General features: G+C 73.7%; 12 protein-coding genes and 1 pseudogene. 4 read left to right on the forward strand and 9 right to left on the reverse strand.

The features are described 5' to 3' along the window. Nucleotides 1-20: 20 nt before the first annotated feature. Nucleotides 21-800, forward strand: coding sequence for an SDR family oxidoreductase (locus H030_RS0112360; RefSeq protein WP_027006338.1), 780 nt, complete (start codon nt 21-23; stop codon nt 798-800). A 50-nt stretch (nt 801-850) separates the two neighbouring features. Here the strand turns inward: H030_RS0112360 and H030_RS31630 are convergent, their stop codons facing one another. Together H030_RS31630 and H030_RS31635 are read right to left on the reverse strand one after the other, a co-directional pair. Continuing rightward, on the reverse strand, nt 851-1,888 hold the full coding sequence (locus tag H030_RS31630) for a lysylphosphatidylglycerol synthase domain-containing protein (RefSeq protein WP_081690771.1): 1,038 nt from the start codon (nt 1,886-1,888) through the stop codon (nt 851-853). A gap of 154 nt (nt 1,889-2,042) precedes the next feature. Then, on the reverse strand, nt 2,043-3,524 hold the full coding sequence (locus H030_RS31635) for an MFS transporter (RefSeq protein WP_051222520.1): 1,482 nt from the start codon (nt 3,522-3,524) through the stop codon (nt 2,043-2,045). 147 nt (nt 3,525-3,671) lie between these two features. Between H030_RS31635 and H030_RS0112375 the strand changes: the two genes are divergently transcribed. After that, a complete protein-coding gene (locus H030_RS0112375) occupies nt 3,672-4,268 on the forward strand; it encodes a TetR/AcrR family transcriptional regulator (RefSeq protein ID WP_051222522.1) in 597 nt (198 codons plus the stop codon). Here the strand turns inward: H030_RS0112375 and atzF are convergent. The 6 genes from atzF to H030_RS0112405 all read right to left on the reverse strand — a co-directional run bounded on the left by atzF (nt 4,265) and on the right by H030_RS0112405 (nt 13,323). Continuing rightward, nucleotides 4,265-5,932: an allophanate hydrolase gene (gene atzF, locus H030_RS0112380; protein ID WP_027006340.1), complete on the reverse strand. Its 1,668-nt coding sequence runs from the start codon at nt 5,930-5,932 to the stop codon at nt 4,265-4,267. The genes H030_RS0112375 and atzF overlap by 4 nt on opposite strands. Next, entirely contained in the window at nt 5,929-9,522 is a 3,594-nt protein-coding gene (gene uca, locus H030_RS0112385; protein WP_027006341.1) for an urea carboxylase, read from the reverse strand. The genes atzF and uca overlap by 4 nt, the downstream gene beginning before the upstream one ends. After that, nucleotides 9,519-10,148 carry an urea amidolyase associated protein UAAP2 gene (locus H030_RS0112390; RefSeq protein WP_027006342.1) on the reverse strand — a complete coding sequence of 210 codons (630 nt, stop codon included), beginning with the start codon at nt 10,146-10,148 and terminating at the stop codon, nt 9,519-9,521. Before H030_RS0112390 ends, uca begins: the two co-directional genes overlap by 4 nt. 1 nt (nt 10,149) lies before the next feature. Next, on the reverse strand, nt 10,150-10,980 hold the full coding sequence (locus tag H030_RS0112395; protein WP_027006343.1) for an urea amidolyase associated protein UAAP1: 831 nt from the start codon (nt 10,978-10,980) through the stop codon (nt 10,150-10,152). After that, nucleotides 10,977-12,524 carry an amino acid permease gene (locus tag H030_RS0112400; RefSeq protein WP_027006344.1) on the reverse strand — a complete coding sequence of 516 codons (1,548 nt, stop codon included), beginning with the start codon at nt 12,522-12,524 and terminating at the stop codon, nt 10,977-10,979. Before H030_RS0112400 ends, H030_RS0112395 begins: the two co-directional genes overlap by 4 nt. A 61-nt stretch (nt 12,525-12,585) precedes the next feature. After that, the gene (locus H030_RS0112405) at nt 12,586-13,323 is read right to left on the reverse strand and encodes a GntR family transcriptional regulator (RefSeq protein ID WP_027006345.1); all 738 of its coding nucleotides are present in this window, start codon (nt 13,321-13,323) and stop codon (nt 12,586-12,588) included. An 82-nt stretch (nt 13,324-13,405) separates the two neighbouring features. Here H030_RS0112405 and H030_RS31640 point away from each other — a divergent pair, with 82 nt between their 5' ends. Both H030_RS31640 and H030_RS40135 read left to right on the forward strand, forming a co-directional pair. Continuing rightward, nucleotides 13,406-15,250, forward strand: a complete 1,845-nt coding sequence (locus H030_RS31640) for a beta-propeller domain-containing protein (RefSeq protein WP_081690773.1) — start codon at nt 13,406-13,408, stop codon at nt 15,248-15,250. Between the two features lie 63 nt (nt 15,251-15,313). Then, nucleotides 15,314-15,637, forward strand: a pseudogene (locus tag H030_RS40135) (ATP-binding protein); the annotation flags it as partial. Here the strand turns inward: H030_RS40135 and H030_RS40140 are convergent. Next, nucleotides 15,541-16,533, reverse strand: a complete 993-nt coding sequence (locus H030_RS40140; RefSeq protein ID WP_196809111.1) for an EamA family transporter — start codon at nt 16,531-16,533, stop codon at nt 15,541-15,543. The pseudogene H030_RS40135 and the gene H030_RS40140 overlap by 97 nt on opposite strands. Between the last annotated feature and the right edge of the window lie 24 nt (nt 16,534-16,557).

Below are 16,557 nucleotides of genomic sequence, written 5' to 3' on the forward strand. Positions count from 1 at the left end.
CCCGCGGGGTCTACCGCAGCATGATCCTCACCAACAAGGTCGCAGTCATCTACGGCGCCGGCGGCGCGATCGGCGGCGCCATCGCCCGGGAGCTCGCGGCGGAGGGCGCCCGCGTCTTCCTCACGGGCCGCAGGGCCGAGCCGGTCGAGGCGGTCGCCGCCGCGATCGGCCCCGCCGCCGAGGCCGCGGTCGTCGACGCGCTCGACGAGCCGGCGATCCTCGCCCACCTCGACGGCGTCGTCGCCACCGCCGGCCGCGTCGACATCTCGTTCAACGCGATCGGCATGGCCGTCGAGGAGATCCTCGGCGACCCGCTGCTCGACACCGACGCCGCGCGCTACGCGCTGCCGCTCGCCACCTACCCGACGTCGTTCTTCCTGACCGCCCGCGGCGCGGCGCGGCACATGGTCGCCAACGGCGCGGGCGCGATCCTGACGGTCTCGGCGCTGCCGGGCCGGGTCGGCTCGCCGCTCAACGGCGGCTACGGCCCGGCGCAGGCGGCGAAGGAGGCGATGATCCGTGACCTCTCGCTCGAGCTCGCGCCCCGCGGGCTGCGCGTCCTGGGCCTGCGCCCGCACGGCCTGCCGGAGACCGCGACCATGCGCGACATCTACGAGCTGAAGGCCGCCGCGATGGGCATCGACTGGGAGGCCTTCCAGACCTACCTCGCCAACGCGAGCCACCCGCACCGCGCGATGAGGCTCGACGAGGTTGCCAGGACCGCGGCCTTCCTGGCCTCCGACGGCGCGAGCGGGATCACCGGCACGACCGTCAACCTCACGATGGGCAATCCGGATTGATCCAGAGAACTGCGCGCGGCGGCGGCGGGGGTCGCTGCCGCGGAGGTGCCCTAGCGGTTGGCTGCGAGCGCCGGGTGCGGCTGGGGCTGCGGCTGCTGGGCCTGCGGCTTCGGCGCAGGGGCGGCGGGGGTGCGGCGCGTGCGGCGCCTGTCCCAGAGGCGGTCGGCCATCGCCCAGGCGGCGAACGAGAGGCCGCCGACCAGGCCGGTCGCCGTGGCCAGGACGCCCGCGGCGGCGGCCGCGGCGACACCGCCGGAGCCGAGGATCAGCACGGTCGCGCCCGCGCCGACCGACGGGCCGACCGGCAGCTGGCCGATCGCGACCATCGCGATCAGGACGGCGATCGAGTCGAAGATCGAGGCGTTGACGCCGACCGCGTGGAGCAGCAGCCAGTTGCGGGCGATCTGGGCGAAGACGGCGATCAGCACGAGGCCGAACAGCCGCCGCCCGTCGCGCAGGCGGTGCAGCACGGCGAGCCCCGCCCACAGCGGCCGCGCGGCCTTGATCGACAGCCGGCGCAACATGTAGGTCAACCCGCCGATGAGCCCCACGAAGATGATCGGGCACCACCACGGCAGGCCGAGCGGTCCGATCAGCGTGACCGACGTCGCCGCGGCCAGCCCGGCCTCGACGGCGAGGATCGGCAGCTCGGCGGCCATCAGCGTCGGGACGGGAGGCGCGTCGGCGGGCGAGCTGCGCCGCAGCGCGGTGATCCGGGCGGCGGTCCCGAGCTGCGCGTTGAGCAGCGAGCCGACGTAGCCCATCGACGACGCCCGGTACAGCGGCCGCCGTGCGAGCCTCCCGCCCGCGGCCTCGATCGTCCGGTGCCACGCCTCGGTGCGCGAGACGAGCGCCACGACCTGCAGCAGCGCGGCCAGCAGCAGCACTGGCACCGACGCCCGCGACAGCGCCGTCGAGAAGTCGTCGCGATGCCCGTTGAGGATCAGCACCATGACGCCCGCGGCGAGCAGCGAGCCGACCACGGCGACCACGCGCCGATGGCGCTCCAGCCATCGCTTCGTCACCTGCCACACGGCAGCGACCTTCACGCGCGTGCCCGCGCGCGCCTCCTGTACCGGCACCGACATCCCCCAGGACGCTACGCGCGGCCGGGCCCGAAGTCCCTACAGCTATCCCCCGGATGTGCGCGCGGGTGCGCCCGAGGCCGGCAGAACGACGACCGCGCGCCCGCAACCCACCACCACAGGGGCTGCGAACGCGCGGTGTCGTTGGATCCCGCCGCTAGGCGGGAAGCTTCACGCGGTCCCGGATCCGGGCGAAGGCCACGGCCGGGAGCGGGGCGCGCATCACCAGGAGGACGACCGTCAGGCCGAGGGCCAGGAAGATCGCGCTGCCCGTGACCGCCGAGGACACGGCGTGCGCGAGGGCGTGGGTCGCGGTGCCGGACGCGTGGCGCTGGGCGCTCGCGAACACGGTCACCAGGATCCCGAGGCCCAGCGAGCCGCCGAGCTGGTGGGCGACGTTGACGACGCCCGAGGCGGCGCCCGCGTCGTCGGGCTTGACGCCCGCGATGCCCGCCGCCGTCAGCGGCGTCAGCGCGGCGCCCATCCCGATGCCCATCATCACCATCGGCACCGCGATGCCGGGGAAGAACGCGGTCGTCTCGCTCAGCCGCGACAGCCAGCCCATCCCGAGCATGTCCAGCGACAGCCCGGCGATCAGCAGCGGCGTGCTGCCGATCCTCCGCATGATCCGCGGCACGACCTGGACCATCGAGAACATGACCAGCGTCATCGGCAGGAACGCGATGCCCGCCTTCAGCGGCGAGTACCCGGCAACTCCCTGCAGGTACTGCGTCAGGAAGAAGAACATCGAGAACATCGCGCCGACCACGAGGATGCGGGCGACGTAGGCGCCCGACCGCTCACGCGAGGCGAACAGCCGCAGCGGCGTGATGGGCTGCTCGGCGCGCATCTCGTTGAGGATGAAGGCCACCAACAACACGGCGCCGCCGACGAACGACGCGACCGTGATGTCGTCGCCCCAGCCGCTGGACGCGGCGCGGACGAAGCCGTAGACGACGGCGCTCATGCCGAGCGTCGAGGTCAGCGCGCCGGTCAGGTCGAACCGGCCCGGGCGCTTGACGGTCTCCGGCAGCACGCGGGGCGCGGCGTAGATCATCAACAACCCGATCGGCACGTTGATGAACAACCCCCAGCGCCAGCTGACCCAGTCGGTCAGCATGCCGCCGAGGACGAGACCGGCGCTGCCGCCGCCGCCCGCGACCGCGGAGTACGCGGCGAGCGCCCTGGTGCGCTCGTGGCCCTCGGGGAACGAGGTCGTCAGCAGCGCCAGCGAGGACGGCGCGGCGATCGCGGCGCCGAGGCCCTGCAGCGCACGCGCGCCGAGCAGCCACGTCGAGGACTGCGCGAGCCCCGCCAGCAGCGAGGCGAACGTGAAGACCGCGATGCCGACGACGAAGACGCGCCGGCGCCCGAGGATGTCCCCGGCGCGCGCGCCGAGCAGCAGCAGGCCACCGAAGGTCAAGGTGTAGGCGTTCTGGACCCACGACAGGTTCGCGGTGCTGAAGTCCAGCGCGCTGTGGATGCGCGGCAGCGCGGTGATGATGACCGAGACGTCGAGCACGATCATCAGGTACGTCGCGAGGATGATCCCCAGGACGAGGGAGGGGTTCGAGGAGTGCGCGTCCGCGGCAGCGGACTGCGGGCGTGCCGAAGCACGCCGGATGGGGAAGGCGCTCATGGGGAGAGGTGCTCCTAAGTTCCGACCGGCGCGGTGGCGCTAAACTGGAGGCCACCTCCGGTACTTGATGCGGAGGGTGCCTCCGCTTCTGTCCAGAACTATAGCGGAGGGTGCCTCCGGTTTGCAACAATGGTGGTGAAGGGTCAGATGAGCGACACCACGATCGACACCGACAAGCAGCTCACGGGGCTGCGCCAGCGCCCGAAGCGCGCCGATGCGCGCCGCAACTACGAGGCGCTGCTGACCGCCGCGGCCGACGCGTTCACCGAGCACGGCACGGCCGCGTCGCTGGAGGACATCGCGCGCCGCGCGGAGGTCGGGATCGGCACGCTCTACCGCCACTTCCCGACGCGCCAGGCGCTGCTCGAGGCCGTCTACATCGACGAGGTCGAGGAGATGAGCGCCAAGGCCGCCGACCTCGGCGACCTCGACCCGTGGGACGCGCTCGTCGCCTGGCTGCGCCAGTTCGTGCGCTTCGCCGGGACCAAGCGCGCGCTCGCCGACGAGATGCTCAACACGATCGACGCCGAGGCGCCGGTCTTCACCGCCTGCCGCGCCGCGATCACCGACGCCGGGCAGATGCTCCTCCAGCGCGCCCAGGACGCCGGCGAGGCGCGCAAGGACACCAACTTCACCGACGTCGGCCGGATGGTCAGCGGCATCGCCTCGATCAAGACCGCCGACCCCGGCCAGATCGACCGCATCCTCGACATGGCGCTCGACGGGATCCGCGCCGCCCGCTAGGCCGGCGCGGCCGCGGCCGACGCCGCGAGGTAGGCCGGCCAGGAGCCGTGGTGGGTGATGTCGGGCGTGCCTTCGACGGCGGATGGCTCGACGCCGAAGCCGACGACGGTGCGGCCGTCGGCGAGCGTGACGGGGCCGAGGGTCATGGGCGGTGGGAGCTCGGCGAGGAAGGTGCCGAGGGCGGCGGGGTTCAACATCCACAACTCGCCTTCGATCGGCGCGCCGTCGGTGTCGACGCGGACGAGGCCGGGCTTCGGCGGTGTCGTCGGCAGCGCGTGGAGGCGGTAGGTGGGCGCGGTCTCGCAGACCTCGGCGAAGCGCGCGCCGCGCGACGTCAGCTGGTGGTTGAGCGGCTGGCCGCGGCGGTGGGCGCCGACGACGAGCAGCTCGATGCCCGCGGGGGCGGAGAGTGACGTGCCGGTGAGCAGCGCGGCGACGTCCGCCGCGACGCGGTCGTGGTGGGCGGGTGCGAGGACGGTCACGCCGAACTGGCCGCCGTCGGCCTCGCCCGCCGGGACCGCGACGGCGCAGAGGTCGAAGAGGTTGCAGAAGTTGGTGTAGATCCCGAGGCGGCTGTTGGCGCCGACCGGATCGGCGGCGACCTCGGCGATCGTGGGCTGGCGCGTCGTCGTCGGCAGCAGCATCGCGTCGGCGCCGTCCAGCGACGCCAGCGCCGCCGCCCGCAGCTCCGCCACGCGCTCCATGTCCTTCAGGTACTCCGTCGCGGTGAAGCGCCCGGCCGCGGCGACGATCGCGCCGACGGTCGGGTCGACGTCGTCGCCGTGCGTCTCCACGAAGGCGCCGACCGCCGCGTGGCGCTCGGCGACCAGCGCGCCGTCGTAGAGCAGGCGCGCGGCCTCGAGGAACGGTGCAAGGCCTACATGTTGCAACACGGCGCCCGCTGCTTCCAACGTGTCGGCGGCGCGCGCGAAGGCCGCGCGGGCCTCCTCGGTGAGGTCGCCGAGCTGCTCCGGCGGCGGGACCGCGACCCGCGGCGCGGGCGGCGCGGCGAGCGGCGCGTCGGGCGGCAGCGCGTCGCCCATGATCGCGATCGCCCGCTCGGCCAGCGCCAGGTCCGGCGCGAACACCGTCACGCAGTCGAGCGTCGCGCAGGCCGGGACGACGCCGTCGGTCGGCACGACGTTCCTGGTGGCCTTGAAGCCGACGATCCCGCCGAACGCCGCGGGCACGCGCCCGGACCCGGCGGTGTCGGTCCCGACCGCGAGGTCGACGAGGCCGAGCGCGACCGCCGCGCCCGAGCCCGACGACGACCCGCCGCTGACGTACTCCGGCCGCCGCGCGTCACGCACGGCACCGTACGGCGAGCGCGTCCCGACGAGCCCGGTCGCGAACTGGTCCAGGTTGGTCTTGCCGAGCACGATCGCGCCCGCGTCGACCAGCCGCTGGACCGCCGTCGCCGTTGTTGTCGGCATGTAGGAGAACGCCGAGCATGCGGCGGTGGTCGGCAGGCCCGCGACGTCCACGTTGTCCTTGACCGCCACGGTCAACCCGTACAACTCGCCGCGCTCACCGTCGGGCTGCGCGTCGAGCGCCGCGGCCTCGGCCAGCAGGTCCGGCTCGCAGCGCAGCGCGATCCAGATCTCCGGCCGGTCGGCGGCCGCGATCCGCGCCAGCGCCGCCCGGACGGGCTCGGCTGCGCTCACGCCGGCACCTTCGCGCCGAGGACGACGAGCGCGCTGCCCGCGTCGACCTGGGTCCCGGCCGTGACGAGGACGTCCAGCACTTCGCCGTCGGAGGGTGCGTCGATCGCGGTCTCGGTCTTCATGGCTTCCAGGGTCAGCAGGCGGTCGCCGGCCCGCACAGCATCGCCGATCTCGACGTCGACCTTCCAGACCGCCGCGCTCAGCGGCGCCTCGACGAGCGTCGCGCCGTCCGGGATCTCGATCGCATCGACGACTCCGGCGGCGCCCGGCGCGACAGGCTCCGGCCGCGCGTCGAACTCGCCCGCCGCCGCCCACGCCGCGCGCTCGTGGTTGAACGCCGCGGTCTGCCGGGCGCGGAACGCGGCGATCGCGTCGCGCTCGCGGTCCAGGAAGTCCAGGTGGGCGCCGAGCGAGAACGTGCCCTCGTCGATCTGGAGGTCCAGCCGCCCGGCCGCCATGTCGGCGCGCAGGTCGAGCAGCTCGTCGGCGCCGACCGGGTGCCAGACGATCCGGTCGAAGAAGCGCAGCAGGTACGGATGGCCCTCGGCGAACGGCCGGAAGCGCGACCACACCTGCACGGTCCGGCCGACGAACTGGTAGCCGCCCGGCCCCTCCATCCCGTAGATGCACAGGTAGGCGCCGCCGATGCCGACGGCGTTCTCCGGCGTCCACGTGCGCGCCGGGTTGTACTTGGTGGTGACGAGCCGGTGGCGCGGGTCCAGCGGCGTCGCGACCGGCGCGCCGAGGTAGACGTCGCCGAGCCCGAGGACGAGGTACTCGGCGCCGAAGACGGTCTCGCGCACCTCGTCGACCGACCCAAGGCCATTGACTCGCCGGATGAACTCGATGTTCCACGGGCACCACGGCGCGTCGGCGCGGACGCCGGCCATGTAGCGCTCGGTCGCGTCGCGCGTCGCCGGGTCGTCCCAGGAGAGCGGGAGGTGGACGGTGCGGCTCGGGACCACAAGGTCGCGCGTCGCCGGGAGCTCGTCTTCGACTTCCTGGGCGAGTTGTAGGACATGGTGGACCGGCAGGACGTCCGGATCCACATGCACCTGCAGCGAGCGGATGCCGGGCGTGAGGTCGACAACGCCCTTGAGCCCCTCCGCCTCGATCCGCTCGGCGAGCGCGTGGACGCGCATGCGCAGGCCGAGGTCCAGCGTCATCGGCCCGTACTCGATCAGCAGGTTGTCGTCGCCGGAACGGCGGTACGTGACGGCGGGCGCGGCGTCGCCGAGGGCCGCGCGGCGGCCGAGGACGCCGTGGTCGGCGGGCTGCGGCGTGCGGGACGGCAGCGGGCGCGCGGGGGTGGCGCGGAGGTCCGAGGCCTCGGTCTCGGAGAGCGGGACGAAGCGCACCGTGTCGCCGGGGCGCAGCTGGCCGAGCTTCCAGCGCTCGGCGGTCACGACGGTGGCGGGGCAGACGAAGCCGCCGAGCGACGGGCCGTCCGGGCCGAGCAGGATCGGCACGTCGCCGGTGAAGTCGACCGCGCCGACCGAGTACGGCGTGTCGTGGATGTTCGACGGGTGCAGCCCGGCCTCGCCGCCGTCCTCGCGCGCCCACGCCGGCCGCGGCCCGACGAGCCGGACGCCGGTCCGCGCCGAGTTGAAGTGGACCTCCCACGCCGTCGCGTAGAACATCGCGACGTCGTCCTCGGTGAAGAACTCCGGCGCCGCGTGCGGACCCTCGGTGACGCCGATCCGCCAGGAGTGGGTGAGGGCCGGCGCCTCGATCTGAGGATCCAAGTCGTCTGGCCCCCGATATGTGGGGGTGAGACGACTTGGATGGGCGAGGACGTCGCCCGGGCGCAGCGCGCGGCCGCCGTGGCCGCCGAACTGGCCGAGGGTGAAGGTCGACGCGGAGCCCAGGAACGACGGGACGTCGAGGCCGCCCGCGATCAGCACGTACATGCGGAGGCCGTGGCCGTCGGTGGTGCCGACGTCGAGGGTGGCGCCCGCCGGGACGGCGATCGGCGTGTAGCGCTCAACCGGCGCGCCGTCGAGCGTCACGGGCGCGTCGGCGCCGGTGATGCAGACGGTGGCGGGCGCGCTGAAGCGCAGCGCCGGCCCGGTCAGCGTGCACTCCAGGCCGGGCGCGCCCTCGGGGTTGCCGAGCACGCGGTTGCCGAGCCGGAACGAGCGGTCGTCCATCGGGCCCGACGGCGGCACGCCGACCTGCCAGAGGCCGGTGCGGCCCGGCCAGTCCTGCACGGTCGTCATCGTCCCGGCCCGGACGACCTCGATGCGCGGCTCGTCGTCGGCGATCGTCGCGAGCGTGGAGGTCGAGTGCTCCGCCGCCCGGACGCGCTCGTCGGCGACGGCTGCGCGCAACAACCCCAAGTTGGTCCGGATGCCGTCGATGCGCGTCTCGGCGAGGCCCGCAGCGAGCGCGTCGAGCGCCTCGGCGCGGGTCGCGCCCGTGGCGATCAGCTTCGCCAGCAGCGGGTCGTAGGCGGTTGAGACCTCGGTCCCGGCCGCGACCCACCCGTCCACGCGCAGGCCGGACGGGAACGTGACGCCGGTGATGAGCCCCGCGCTCGGCCGGTGGTCGAAGGCCGGGTCCTCGGCGTAGACGCGCGCCTCGACGGCGTGCCCCGCGCCCGCGCCGAGCGGCTCGCCGAGCATCGACCGGTCGCCCTGCGCGAGGCGCAGCATCCAGGACACCAAGTCGACGCCTACAACTTCCTCGGTCACCGGGTGCTCGACCTGCAACCGCGCGTTGACCTCCAGGAACGACGCCTCCTCGCGCGCCGGGTCGTAGATGAACTCGACGGTCCCGGCGCTCCGGTACGACGCGGCGGCGCACAGCGCGGTCGCCGCGGTGTGCAGCTGCGTGCGCACGCGCTCCGGCAGCGCGGGCGCCGGCGCCTCCTCCAGCACCTTCTGATGGCGCCGCTGCAGCGAGCAGTCGCGGTCGCCCAACACAACAACATTGCCTTGACCGTCCCCGAAGACCTGCACCTCGACGTGCCGCGCGTCGGCCACGTAGCGCTCCAGGAACACGCCGCCCGCGCCGAACGACGCGTCCGCCAGCCGCTGCACGCGGCCGAACGCCTCGGCCAGCTCGGGCGCCGAGAAGCACGGCGCCATGCCGATCCCGCCGCCGCCCGCCGACGCCTTGACCATCACCGGGTAGCCGATCTCGGTCGCCGCCTCCAGGGCCTCGCCGACGTCACGCAGCAGCCCCGTGCCCGCGATCATCGGGACGCCCGCCGCGCGCGCCGCGTCGCGCGCCCGGTCCTTGGCGCCGAACAGCTCCAGCTGCGCCGGCGTCGGCCCGGCGAACGCCAGGCCCGCCGCCTCGACCGCCTGCGCGAACGCCGCGTCCTCGCTCAGCAGCCCGTAGCCGGGGTGGATCGCGCCCGCGCCGGTGGCGCGCGCCGCCTCCAGGATCCGGTCGACGCGCAGGTAGGACTCGCGCGCGGGGGCCGGCCCGATCCACACCGCCTCGTCGGCCAGCGCGACGTGCGGCGCGCCGCGGTCGGCGTCGGAGAACACCGCGACCGTCTTCAACCCCAACAACTGCGCGGACCGCAGGATCCGCACCGCGATCTCCCCGCGGTTGGCGACCAGCAGCTTCTCCCAGCTCACCGGGTGACCACCATCCGGACCGGCGTCGGGTCGAAGCCGTTGCACGGGTTGTTGACCTGCGGGCAGTTCGACACCAACACCAGCGTGTCGACCTCCGCCCGCAGGCTCAACGACAACCCCGGCGCGGAGAGCCCGTCCACGATCCCCAGCGTCCCGTCGGGCTCGACGGGCACGTTCATGTACCAGTTGATGTTCGACACGAGGTCGCGCTTGCCCAGGCCCCACTTCGCGCCCTCGCGCAGGAAGTTCTCCACGCACGCGTGCTGGTGGCGTGTGTGGTGGCCGTAGCGCAACGTGTTGGACTCCTTCGAGCAGGCGCCGCCGATCGTGTCGTGGCGGCCGACGTCGTCGGCGACGACGGTCATCAGCGCGCGACCCTCGCAGGAGCGCAGGACGCTGCCGGTCGTCAGGAAGATCGACCCCTGCGCCGCGATCGTGTCCGCCGCGCTGTAGCGCTCGCTCGTGTCGTGCGCGTGGTAGAGCAGGCAGTCGACGGCCTGGTTGCCGCCGAGGTCGATGATCGTCAGGACGTCGCCCGCCGCGACGACGGCCGACCAGGGCGCGCGGGCGGGGACGACGTCGTCGGTGACGATCGCGCCGTCCAGCGACGGGCTGGTGGTGGCCATCTCAGATCCCCCGCGCCGTGGCGTAGTCGTAGGTGTTGAGGTAGGCGCGCTCGCCCTCGGGGCTCGCGCTCCAGAGCGGGTCGTCCGGCGCGGTCGGCGCGCCGCGCCAGGCGAGCACCTCCAGCGCGCTGCAGGTGTACTCGGCGCGCGGGTCGAGCGGGTGCGGGACGTTGGCGATCAGCACGACCAGCGGCAGCTCCGCGCGCAGCGTCACGCTGGCGCCCGGACCCGCGCTGCCGGCGAAGGCCAGCGCGCCGTCGTCGCCGACCCGTGCCCCTTGGAAGAACGACAGCGACGGCGGCACGTCGCGCGGGCCGAGCCCGTGCTTCAAGGCCCCCAACAACAGCAGCTCGCGCCCGGCGGGCGACGGGCCCTGCGCCGCGCCGTCGCCGTAGCGCGCCTCGTTGGCGGCACGCGAGGAGGTCCCGCACAGCGCGTCGTGGTGCCCGGAGGAGTCCGACACCACCGTGGCGAGGACACGACCGGCATCGCTCAGCAGCGGGTGCCCCGCCGAGAGGTAGGCCTGCCACGGGACCTTGACGGTGTCGGCGACGTTCAGCCGCTCCCACGGCTGGTCGGCGTTGAAGAGCAGGACGTGGGCGCACGCGTCGCCCGCGAGGTCGGTCAGCCGCAGCGTCGTCCCGCGGGCCACGGCCTTGTTGGTGTAGTTGCCGCCCGCGACGACCTCGGCCCAGGTCATGTCGCGTGCGTCGACGCCCTCCGGGACCGCGGGCCACGCCGACGCCGGCAGCGTCGGCATGGCCTCCACGACCGTCCCGCCCTGCGCCCGGGCGTGGTCCCGGGCGCCGTGGGTGGTGCTCGTCCCGCTCACGCGACCGCCGCCTCCGGCGCGGCGGCCGGCGCCGCGGCGTCCTCGGTCAGCTCGCGGCGGTGCAGCGCGTAGGCGAACAACCCCACCAACAACGAGCCGCCGACGAACAGCAGCGAGAAGTACTGCAGGTACCAGTGCCCGCCCGCGGGGTCGTAGACCGACGCGCGCGGCCACGCGAGGTTGACCATCTGCAGCGCGCCGTAGGCGACCGCGACCAGGTTCACCAACAACCCCCAGCGGCCGAGCGAGAAGTGCCCCGGCTGCGGCACCCACGTCCCGCGCAGGCGCTGGACGAGCATCGGGACCGTCACCATCAGGTAGGCGCCGTAGAGCATCACGATGCACACGGAGGTCAGGGCGGTGAACAGCGACGCCTCGCCGACGTTGACCACCAGGATCGCGGCGGCGAGCAGGCCGACGACGACGGCGGGGAGGATCGGCGTCCCGGTGACCGGCGACACGCGGCCGAGCAGGCCATGGCCCGGCAGGACGCGATCGCGCGACATCGAGAACATCATCCGCGTCGCCGCGGTCTGGATCGCCAGCGTGCAGACGCAGATCGCGATCGTCACGTCGGCGAGGAAGACCTTGCCGACCGTGTTGCCCAGCGACGAGGTCAGCACGTAGGGCAGGCCCTCGGTCGCGAGCTTGCCGTCGGTCAGCGACGGCGCGGCCAGGATCGCGGCGAGCAGCAGCAGCCCGCCGCCGACGCCCGATGCGGTCAGCGCGCGCAGGATCGCCCGCGGCGCGGTCCTGCGCGGGTCCTTGGTCTCCTCGCTCAGCTCGCCCGCCGAGTCGAAGCCGACCATCACGTAGGCCGCCATCAAGGACGAGATGATGAACGCCGAGAAGTAGCCGCCCGGCGCCGCACCGGTCTGGTGCAGCACCGCGCTCGGGCCGCGCTCGGCGTGGGTGAACAGCAGGAGCACCAGCGCGACGACGCCGATCAGCTCGCAGGTGACGCCGATGACGTTGATCCGCGACATCAGCTGCACGCCGATCGCGTTGATGATGGTGGTGAACGTGATCAGGATCACGCCGAGCAGGACCGCGTTGGTCGCGCCGTCGCTCGACGCCAGCGACGGGTCGGAGCCGACGAGCTGGAAGCTCGACCACAGCGTCGGGAGCACGACCTGCAGCGCGATCGCGGCGGCCGACACCGTGACGATCTGCGCGATCAGCATCGTCCACCCGGCGAACCAGCCGATCGTCGGCGTCGAGAGGCGCCGCGACCACTGGTAGATGCAGCCCGAGATGGGGTACTTGGCGGCGAGCTCCATGAAGCAGAAGGCCACCATCAACTGGCCCGCGAAGACGATCGGCCACGTCCAGAAGAACGCCGCGCCGCCGAACGAGAAGCCGAAGAAGAACAGCTGGAAGACGGTCGTCAGGATCGAGACGAACGAGAAGCCGGCGGCGAAGGAGGCGTAGCTCCCGAGCTTCCGGTGCAACTGCTGCGGATACCCGAAGCCGGCGAGGTCTTCGGCGTCGGCGGCGTGATTGCTCATAGGTACGACCATTGCGGACGAGAGCGTCCGTGCCATTGGTCACCCGGTCGAAAGCGCGTTGTCCACGCGGTCGAAGTGGCCGCAAACGCGGCGGTTCTCAGAGGTCGCGGCGGACCAGCGAGAAGCGCACGAGCGAGTCGTCGACCGCGATCCGCGAGAACGCGATGCGGTCGTGGTCGCGGGTGAAGAGGGTCTCGTGCAGCTCGATGTAGGCGTGGCCGGGCGCGACGTCGAGCTCGTGCGGCACGCGCCTGGTCGCCACGCGCGGGACGATCTCGGCGCGGACGTGGTCGACGGTCCCGACGCCGTTGGCCACCAGGAACTCGAACGTCGAGTCGGCGTCGGAGATCGCCCCGAGGCCGGCCGGCAGGCGGTCGAGCGCGACGGTGTCGGCGATGTGGATGACCGGCGCGCCGCCCGCGCGCAGCAGGCGCTCGACGATCAGGCACGGGGTCCCGGGCTCCAGCCCGAGCGCCTCGGCGGCGTCCTGGTCGGCGGGCTGGGCGCGGTGGACCTGCGGGTCGACCGACGGGACGTGGCCCGCCTGCTCGATCAGCGCGCGGAACGACACGAGCCGGTTGAGGCCCATCGTCGAGCGCAGCACGTGGCGGTTGACGACCGTCCCGTGACGGCGGCGGCGCGAGATGATCCCGTCGTCGGCCAGCGACTGCAGCGCGGCCCGGACCGTCGTGCGCGACACGCCGAGCATCACCGCCAGCTCGGCCTCCGGCGGCAGCCGGTCGTCCGGGAACCGGTCGCCGTGGATCGCCCGCAGCAGCTCGTCTCGCACCCGCCCGCTCAGCGAGCGGGTGTCGAGACGGCCGAGGGCTTCCATACGGCGATAGTACGACCTATCGCCGACGGGGCGTTGCTCCTGCAATCCGTTCGAGGGCTCGGGGACGGGGTAGGTTCAAGACATGCGCCGAGTTGCCGTGGTCATCGCTCTGCTGTGCGGTGCGTTGGTCGCGCCGGCGACCGCGGGTGCGGCGCGCGCTCGGTTGGTGGCCTTCTCGTCGTGCCGTGCGCTGGTGAGCTACGCCCAGCACAACGCGGCGCGGGCGGGCGGGATCGGCGTGCCGGTCCGGGCGCTCGGCGAGGCGCCCGTCGCGCTGGAGCGCCCGCAGGCCAAGACGCTGCCCGGCGTCGCCGTGCCGCAGGAGAGCGCGTCGGCCGACGCGGGCGCGGGTGGGAGCGACACGTTCTCCACCACCAACGTGCAGGAGGCGGGGATCGACGAGCCGGACGTCGTCAAGACCGACGGCAGGATGATGTACGTGTTGGACAACGGCGTCCTGCGGGTGGTCGACGTGACCGGCGCGGCGCCGCGCGAGGCCGGCGCGCTGGCGATCCCCGGCGGCGGGCAGCAGCTGCTGCTGCGCGGGTCGCGCGTGCTCGTGCTCGCCACCAGCTACTCCGGCGGCGGGCCGATCGAGCCGCTGGCCAAGCGCGCGATCGTCGCGCCGGGCGGCGGCGCGCAGACGGTCCTGACCGAGGTCGACGTCAGCGACCCGGCCGCGCCGAGGGTCGCGCGGACGATGACGCTCGCGGGCTCGTTCGCCGACGCGCGCATGAACGGCGGGACCGCGCGCGTGGTCGTGGCCAGCGAGCCGCTGCTCGGCGCCCAGCCGCTTGCGCACGCGAGGCTGCGCACGTTCGTCCCCGCGACGACGATCGCGTCGAGGATCACCGGCAGGACGTACCGCCGCGGCGTGGTCGGCTGCGGCGCGATCCGCCGGCCGGACGTGTTCTCCGGGCTCGGGCTGGTGACCGTCCTGACCGTCGACCTCGACAGGGGCCTGTACGACGTCGACCGCGACGCGGTCATGGCCGGCGCGCAGACCGTCTACGGCTCGCCGACCTCGCTCTACGTCGCCTCCCAGCGCTACGTCCCCGGCCTGCGCGACGCGGGCGACGTGCCCGGCGCCATGAAGACCGAGATCCACCGCTTCGACGCCTCGCAGCCCGGGCAGACCACGTACGCCGGGAGCGGCACGGTCCCGGGCTTCGTCGTCAACGCCTATGCCTTGAGCGAGCAGGACGGCGCGCTGCGCGTCGCCTCGACCGACGAGCCGTCGTGGCTGCCTGAGGGCGGCGGCGACCCCGCGCAGTCCTACGTGACGGTGCTCAAGCCGGGCGAGGGCGGCGCGCTGCAGCAGGTCGGGCAAGTTGGTGGCCTTGGGAGGGGCCAGCGGATCTACGGCGTGCGCTTCCTCGGCACCGCCGGCTACGTCGTGACGTTCCGCCAGATGGACCCGCTCTACACGCTCGACCTCTCGGACGCCGCGAACCCGCGCGTGCTCGGCGAGCTCGAGCTGCCCGGCTACTCCGCCTACCTGCAGCCGATCGCGCCCGGGTTGCTGCTCGGCGTCGGGACCGCGGCGGACGCCCAGGGCAGGCCGCAGGGCACGCAGCTGTCGGTCTTCGACGTCAGCGATCCGGCGCACCCCAAGCGCGTCCAGCACGCGGAGCTGCCGGAGGCCGACGGAATGGCCGCCGTCGAGAACGACCCGCACGCGTTCCTGTGGTGGGCGCCGACGCAGACGGCGTTCCTGCCGCTGGAGTCCGCGGGCGCCGTGGCCTTCCACGCCGCGGGCGACGCGCTCACGCAGACCGGCAGGATCGACAGCGGCGACGCCCCGGTCGCTCGCACGCTGGTGGTCGGCGACAAGGTGTACACCTTGGCCTACGACGGGCTGCGCACCAACAACCTGAGCGATCTCGCCGCGACCGGCTTCCTGCCGTTCCCGGCGACTGCGCGCTGACATCTGCGCGCCCGGTCGGAGCGGGGCGCGCATGCTCCGCCTCGCGCTGGGCACACCCGCTGCATGGCGCCGGAGCCCCCCGCACGCTGGCGCGTCTCAGCCACCGCCGACCAGATCTCGGTCCTGCGCAGCGAGGTCACCGCCTACGCCCAACGTGTAGGAGTCGATGACGGACGGCTGCCCGACGTCCGCCTGGCCGTGAGCGAAGCCGCGACCAACGCGGTCCTGCATGCCTACCGCGACCGCGACCCGGGCGAGATCCGCGTCGCCGCGGAGCTGACCGGCGACGGTCAGCAGCTGCGGATCGTCGTCGAGGACGACGGCTTCGGCCCGCTGCCGCGCCCGGACTCGCCGGGGCTCGGGCTCGGGCTGCCGACGATCGCCTCGGTCGCCGACGCGGTCGAGCTGAGCGCGGGCAGGGCGGCGGGCGCACGCCTCTCGATGTCCTTCCTGCTGCCGCCCGCGTCCTGACGCGGAGCGCGGTGCAGCGCCACGCCGGCGATCACCGCCAGGACCCCGAGGACGTCGCGAGCGCTCGGGATCTGCGTGAGGACGACGATCCCGATGACCGTCGCGATCGCGGGCAGCAGCGACACCATCAGGCTGTAGGTCGCGCGGGGGAGGCGGCGCAGCGCGAGCTGGTCGCAGACGTAGGGGATGACCGACGAGGAGATCCCGACGCCCGCGCCCGCGAGCAGCGCGACCGGGTCGGAGAAGGCCGGCACCGCCGCCCAGCCCGCCAGCGGCGTGACGACGACGGCCGCGACGAGCATCGCGGCGCCGAGCCCGTCGACCCCGTCGAGCGCCGGGCGCTTGGCCACACGGTCGGCCAAGATGATGTACAACGCGAACAGCCCCGCGTTGGCGAACGCGAACCCGAGGCCGAGCGCGCCGCCCGCGAGGTGCACGCCGGTCAGCGCGTAGACGCCGCCGACCGCCAGCAGCAGCGCGCCGAGGTTCCGGGCGCTGCGCGCGCCGAGCGCCGCGAGCCCGACGACCGGCAGGAACTCGATCGCCGCCACCGTCGCCAGCGGCAGCCGGTCGATCGCGGAGTAGAAGCAGCAGTTCATCACCGCCAGGCACGCGCCCCAGCCGAGCAGCAGCCGCGTGTCCTCGCCGCCGAGGCGCACGCTCCGCCACGGGCGGCGCCAGAGCGCGAAGACGAGCGCGGCGGTGGCGATGCGCAGCCAGGCGACGCCGAGGACGTCGACGCGGGCGAAGAGCAGGACCGCGAAGGCGGGGCCGAGGTAGTGGAAGATCGCCGAGACCGTGAAGTAGCGCATGGCGCCGACATACGATCCTCGGCG

This window comes from Conexibacter woesei Iso977N (genome assembly GCF_000424625.1).
Classification (GTDB): Bacteria; Actinomycetota; Thermoleophilia; order Solirubrobacterales; family Solirubrobacteraceae; genus Baekduia; species Baekduia woesei_A.